Genomic DNA, 6044 nt, shown 5'->3' with positions numbered 1-6044 from the left:
TAAGATTAGTTGCGTGTTTTAAGCACTAAAGTTAGCAAATAAATACAGATAGAAAGTCCGCAAGGACTTTGGTAAATAGGCTAGAACTAGCAATTAATTTTTTACGATGTTAGCGGTAGTGTTTATATTGTTTTTAACACTCCTGAATCTGCTCTTAAAGATGCTCCATTTGTAGCAATAGATAAAGGACTTGACAGGTAGGACACTAAATTCGCAATTTCATTTGGTCTAATAAATCGTTGTAATAAAATATGTGGATTAGATTGCTGAATAATTGCATTTTTCATTTGTTCAATTTCAAGATTTTGAGCTCCTGCAATATGTTCAACTACTTTTGACACACCATCGGTATAGGTTGGTCCTCCCAAAACTGTATTAACCGTAACCTCTGTTCCTTTTGTCAGTTTTGAAAGTCCATTTGCAATTGCCGAAATAGCTGCTTTTGTCATTCCATAATGAATCATATTTTGAGGAACATTTACACCTGATTCGCTGCTGATAAAAATAATTCGCCCCCAATTTTTATTTAGCATCTGTGGGAACAACTTTCGGGATAGTCGAACAGAACTCATTACATTTATCTCAAAATAGTTGTACCAATCTTGATCATTTATATTTTGAAATTCCTCAATTCCAAAGATTCCAACATTGTTTATTAATATATCTATATCTGTTAATTTTTGAAGTAAATTTTCAACTTCATCTTTTTTTGTAAAGTCAGCAGATACTGCCGAAATTTCAGCATTTGGAAATTGATTCTGTAGTTTTTTCTTTGCCTGTTTTGTTTTTGACTCTTGTCTTCCGTTTATAGTTACGCTAACTCCTTCTTCTAATAATTGTTGAGCGATAGCAAAACCAATACCTTGGGTTGAGCCGCTAATAAATGCTTTTTTTCCTTTTAATTTTAAATCCATTTCTTTTTTTGTAATGATTGTTAAATAAATGCTTAATTTTTTTTATTTGATAATCTGTAGCTGTAATTCAATTTGCTGTTTCAAAATATCTTTATCCGGATAAATTCTGCGTAATGTGTTAATTCCGCACCAAAGAGTAATGAGGTGTCTGGCTAAAACTGTAGCTGGTATTTGTGATTTGATATAGCCTCTTTTTTGTTCTGAAAGAATAGTTGTGGTGTAAAGTTTTTCTGTCTCTTTCAAAATGTCTATGGCATTATTTCCTAATTCTTCGTCTATAAAAGTCATTTCAACGATGGTGTTTGCAATAATACAACCTTTAAAATGAGATTTTTTTGATTCAGTTACTACACTCAAGAAAAAGGCTTTGATTAATTCAATAGGGTTATCGCTTTTTTCTAGTAAAGTTTTGAAGTCCTCTAAATCCACTTTGCGTTGGTATAGAGATTTTTTGAAAAGTTCTTTTTTACCACCTTTAAACGTGTTATATAAGCTACCTGCTCCTGCTCCTGTTCTAGCACTTAGTTCAGACAAGGATGTGGCAGTATAGCCTTTTTCCCAAAAAAGCTCTTGGGCTTTGAGTACCATTTCTTCGTTTTTAAAGACGGTTGGTCTTCCTTTCATTTGTGTTTTGTAATGATTGGTACAAAAATAGAAAATAAAAATCAATAATTTCAATGTTATTTTGTCACATTACCGCTAACGGTCTAGTGTATGAGCAGTAGCGAATTAATATTCACTAAATTTTCGGTTAAACACTTACCTTTATTAATATTCATTTACTTTCAATTTAGCACTGCACTCGCTATTGCTTATACACAATGTTACCTGCTGGCTTTTTTTATCTTATTTCTGATAACTTTAAAACTCGATTATCAAGAAGTATTTCGGGATCAATCTTTCTTTTCTTTTGTGTAAGCTTTCCGTTGTCTGTTTCTATTTTTCCGATTTCGTGTATCATTTTTTTTAGATTAACGGAACTGTTTATTTTGTCTAATAAATAAAAGTCGTCTTGGTAAAAATCATCTTCTTGAATAATTCCTTTTGTTATACAATTTTTTGTAACCTTTTTCATTAAGATATTTATCCTTTTGTTTTCTTTTCCTCCAAAATATTCAGATACTAGAAATTCATACTTTGATTGAAACCAACTTCCACGTTTTTCACAAGTCAAGACGATTCTATTATCAATAATTTTCATTCCACTTAGAAACCATAGAATTTCTTTCTTCGAAATTTCTCCAATTTGAAACAAGTCTCTTAACGTATAATCTATTCTATCGGCTGATAAGTTTGGTAGAGGGTATTCTAAAATTTGATAATTTTCAATTTCGATAAAACGATTTGAGTCAAACTGATAATTTTCGAGAACACCTTTTAATTCGTTATCTCTTAAGACTTCTTCAAATCTTTTTTCGTGATAATCTTCTTCTTCGATTTCAAAAACGTAGTCAATTAAGTGTGAGAATGCGGTATGCGATATATCGTGAATTAATCCAGCTATTTGCTCCTCAACACTTCCACCTAACTTTTTTATTAATATCATTACTCCGATAGAATGGTCAAATCTCGTATGGTTTATTTTCGGATTGACTAGAAATATTGCTCCTCCTTGATGAATTCTCTTTAATCTTTGAAATACTTTTGTATTTATTATTTCTTCGATTACTCCTGTTAATTGAAATTCCCCGTAAATTTTATCTATGTATTTCATTTTTAGTTCATTTGTGTTTTTAGCTTGCAGGTAACGTGATTGTATAAGATTAGTTGCGTGTTTTAAGCAACTAATTTAGCAAATACAAACCGAATAGAAAACTCGAAAGGATTTTCGTAAGCAAGCTTGAACTAGCAATTAATTTTATACTGTGTTATATGCAGCCTTTTTACGCTACATTTTTCGCTTTCCAAAGATTATAAATATTGACAATAATAAAAGGAAAATATTAATTCCAATATCAGAAGCTTCATTTCTATAAATATGGAAAATGCTTGCCGCAATCATCAATAGCATTAGTCCATATGCCGCTAAAATATTAATTTTGGGTCTTGGAAGTATTATCCCGATACCTAAAAGTAAATCGGCAAATGCAGTAAGAATTAATAGCGTACCATTGTCGGCAGTCCAAGAAAACATTTCTTGAAGCTCTTGTCGAGGAAGAAATATTTTAATTATCGCACCAGAAATAAGTACTAATGCGAGAATTATTTGCGTTATCCAAAGAATAATGTTAAGCGTTTTTGATATTTTTTGTGTTTTGTCCATTTTGTTTCGTTTATATTTTTTAACAAATTTAATTACCTTTACTTTCTAAATGATATTACTTTCCTTTTGGATAGCACTTTCCAAGTTGGAAGTAAGGTAAATTTCTGTATATTATGTTATCAAATGGTGGTTGTCCTAAAACGATGCTTTCAATTAAAGATGCTCTTGAGGCTGTTGAAGGCAGATGGAAATTATTAATTTTGTTCTCTTTATCTGAACGAACTAAAAGGTTTAAAGAAATCTCGCGGGATTTGAATGGTATTACGGATAAAACTTTATCGAAAGAGCTTAAAAATCTAGAAGAGAATAAATTGATTAGCAGGGAAGTTTTTAGCACATTTCCTCCAAAAGTAGAATATACGATTACCGAACACGGGATGTCATTGGAAAAAGTACTTGATGAGTTGCATTTTTGGGGGCTTTTACATCGTCAATAAGTCATTTCTGAATTATGACGGTTTTTTTGGTTGCATATAACGTCAAGCGAATTTAAATAGTCGCCTTTCATTTTATTTTATAAATCTAATAATTTTTCATTTAACTTAAAACTTCACTATGAAATCCTTTTGGCGATTTTTTCAATTCGCACGTTATCGAAAGTAAATTCATTTACGGAGTAGTACAGCCGGAAATATACAAAAAAGCCATAGACGAAGAACAAACTCCGCTATGACTTATATACATTGTTGGCGGTTAGTGCTTATTTTTTGCCTTCAAATTTTTTAATTGTTTCTGGAGTTGTTGGTGTAAAGAAGTTGACTAAATTACCGTCAGGGTCACGGAATAAAAGCGATTTGTTTCCCCAAGGCATTGTTGTTGGTTTCTGAACGATGTAGGGTTGTAAAAAACCAGCTAACCTTTCATAATCTTTTTCTACGTCATCTACCAAAAATTCGATAATAGCACTACGGTTTTGTGAAGACTGTGCAACATCCTCTCCACCGAAAAACTGCAATGTTCTCGTGCTTCCTATTGCTAAAGTTGCTGTTTTTGTTTGTAGTTCGGCAAAATCAGGTGTGTATTGCACTATCGGCATACCTGTTACTTGCTCATAAAATTTCATTAAGCCGTTTAAATCGGCAGTAATGATGCGAATGGATACTAAACTCATTTTTTAGATTTTTAATTATGCAGCAAAAGTAATTTCAGGTTATGACAAAGGTATGTCAGGGGTCTTGAACTTTTTTTCTTTTTCAGCCAAATACTCCTGTAATGTGAGCGTATGAGGATTAAATTTTAATTTTGTTTGATGAATTTTCAGCATTCTGTCCAACCTAAACATTCTGTAATCCTTTCTTAACCTACAATAAGCAATAAGTGTCCAATTCTCTTGTAAACTGTAATACAACGCAAAAGGCTCTATTAGCCTTTCCGTTTTTTTGTTTCCATCTTCACTTTGATATGTAATAGTAAGAACTTGAAAGTTTGTCAAAGCATTTTGAATTAACATTAGCGAATTACTTGTATTTATACCTGATATTGCAGGACTAACAGCAACTCGTTTTGATATCAATTCTGTTTTTTCTCTGGTGGAATATCGCAGAACTGCTTTTATCTTATTGATGGCTTTTATATATTCTTTAATAAGTGAACTGTCCCTGTTTTTAAGTACTAATTGTTCAACTGTAATTAGAGCATTTGCCTCGTTTTCGGAAAACATTATTGGTGGAATTTTATAACCCTCCATCAGGGAATATCCTTTTCCGTCTTTGGTCAATATGGGAACTCCTGCTTTTTCTAAAGCTCTAATGTCGCGATAAATTGTTCGAACACTTACCTCAAATTTTTCAGCAAGACTTGTCGAAGTAATAAGTTGTTTTGTTTGCAGTTGGGTTAAAATTGCAGTCAGTCTTGAAATTCTCTTAATGTCATTATCTTTCATTATAGGTTTGACGTTTTATTTTTTTTCGCATTACCGCCAACGTTTATGTATATGGTTTGTTGCGTGATTTAAGCACTAAATTTAGCAAATAAAAATCCAATAGAAAATCCGCGAGGATTTTCGTAAGTAGGCTAGAACTAGCAATAAATTATATACGGTGTTGTAGCCAGTTATTTAATTCCAAATTTCATTCGATTCTGTTAAAATGACAGGATATTTATCAGTTACAAGTATTGTTTGTTCGTGTTGGGTTACATATCCACCTTTGTTTCCGACTAAAGTCCAACCGTCATTCAGTTCCACTGCAACAGTTGAATTTGTTGAAATAAAAGTTTCTATTGCAACTGTTGTGTTTTTTTTGAATCGCTCTCTGTTACTTTTAACTCTGTAGTTTAAAATATTTTCGGGTTCTTCGTGTAAACTTCTACCAACTCCGTGACCAGCTAAATTTTTAATTACTTTAAATCCCGACTTTTTTGCTTCAGTTTCTATTAAATATCCAATTTCAGAAATTTTCACTCCGCCTTTTATATTGTTTATAGCTTTACGTAAATTTTTTTTAGAAGCATCTATAAGAGGTTGGTGATTATGAATGTCTTTTCCGAGAACAAATGAGCCACCATTATCAGACCAAAATCCATTAAGTTCCGCAGAAACATCAATATTAATTAAATCTCCTTCTTTCAATATTTTTTTATTTGATGGTATTCCGTGTGCTGCTTCTTTATTTACACTTATACAAGAATAACCAGGAAATCCATAAGTTTCATAAGGTGCAGATTTAGCACCATAACTCTTTAAAATTTCACCTCCATATTCATCTAATTCTTTAGTCGACATTCCAACTTTAGCATATTCCCTCATTAGTTTTAGTGTAGTTCCAACAACTTCACTAATTTTTTTCATTCCGCTTAATTCAGATTCTTTTGTTATTGACATTTCGTTTTTTTAATTGGCTACAACGTCAAGCGAATTTAAATAGTCG

At 31.8% G+C, this 6044-nt stretch carries 8 protein-coding genes; 1 reads left to right on the top strand and 7 read right to left on the bottom strand.

Annotated elements, in window-relative coordinates:
- Positions 1-122: 122 nt before the first annotated feature.
- The 4 genes from C6368_RS16775 to C6368_RS16760 all read right to left on the bottom strand — a co-directional run bounded on the left by C6368_RS16775 (position 123) and on the right by C6368_RS16760 (position 3177).
- The gene (locus C6368_RS16775; RefSeq protein WP_107040382.1) at positions 123-914 is read right to left on the bottom strand and encodes an SDR family NAD(P)-dependent oxidoreductase; all 792 of its coding nucleotides are present in this window, start codon (positions 912-914) and stop codon (positions 123-125) included.
- Between the two features lie 42 nt (positions 915-956).
- The gene (locus tag C6368_RS16770; protein ID WP_107040381.1) at positions 957-1538 is read right to left on the bottom strand and encodes a TetR/AcrR family transcriptional regulator; all 582 of its coding nucleotides are present in this window, start codon (positions 1536-1538) and stop codon (positions 957-959) included.
- 217 nt (positions 1539-1755) lie between these two features.
- Complete coding sequence (locus tag C6368_RS16765) at positions 1756-2628, bottom strand: HD domain-containing protein (RefSeq protein WP_107040380.1); 873 nt, start codon at positions 2626-2628, stop codon at positions 1756-1758.
- Between the two features lie 174 nt (positions 2629-2802).
- Entirely contained in the window at positions 2803-3177 is a 375-nt protein-coding gene (locus tag C6368_RS16760; RefSeq protein WP_107040379.1) for a DoxX family protein, read from the bottom strand.
- 113 nt (positions 3178-3290) lie between these two features.
- On the opposite strand from C6368_RS16760, the gene C6368_RS16755 reads away from it, so the two are divergent.
- Positions 3291-3614, top strand: coding sequence for a winged helix-turn-helix transcriptional regulator (locus C6368_RS16755; RefSeq protein WP_107040378.1), 324 nt, complete (start codon positions 3291-3293; stop codon positions 3612-3614).
- 263 nt (positions 3615-3877) lie between these two features.
- On the opposite strand, the gene C6368_RS16750 is transcribed toward C6368_RS16755, so the two are convergent.
- From C6368_RS16750 to map, 3 genes are all read right to left on the bottom strand, one after another.
- Entirely contained in the window at positions 3878-4288 is a 411-nt protein-coding gene (locus C6368_RS16750) for a VOC family protein (RefSeq protein ID WP_107040377.1), read from the bottom strand.
- A 39-nt stretch (positions 4289-4327) separates the two neighbouring features.
- The gene (locus C6368_RS16745; RefSeq protein ID WP_107040376.1) at positions 4328-5059 is read right to left on the bottom strand and encodes a helix-turn-helix transcriptional regulator; all 732 of its coding nucleotides are present in this window, start codon (positions 5057-5059) and stop codon (positions 4328-4330) included.
- Positions 5060-5233: 174 nt separating this feature from the next.
- The gene (map, locus tag C6368_RS16740; protein WP_107040375.1) at positions 5234-5998 is read right to left on the bottom strand and encodes a type I methionyl aminopeptidase; all 765 of its coding nucleotides are present in this window, start codon (positions 5996-5998) and stop codon (positions 5234-5236) included.
- Positions 5999-6044: the final 46 nt, after the last annotated feature.

Source organism: Brumimicrobium mesophilum (genome assembly GCF_003025005.1).
In the GTDB taxonomy this organism is placed as follows: Bacteria; Bacteroidota; Bacteroidia; order Flavobacteriales_D; family Crocinitomicaceae; genus Brumimicrobium; species Brumimicrobium mesophilum.
Note: the sequence above shows the minus strand (reverse complement) of the source record. Positions and strands in the feature narration are given on the sequence as shown.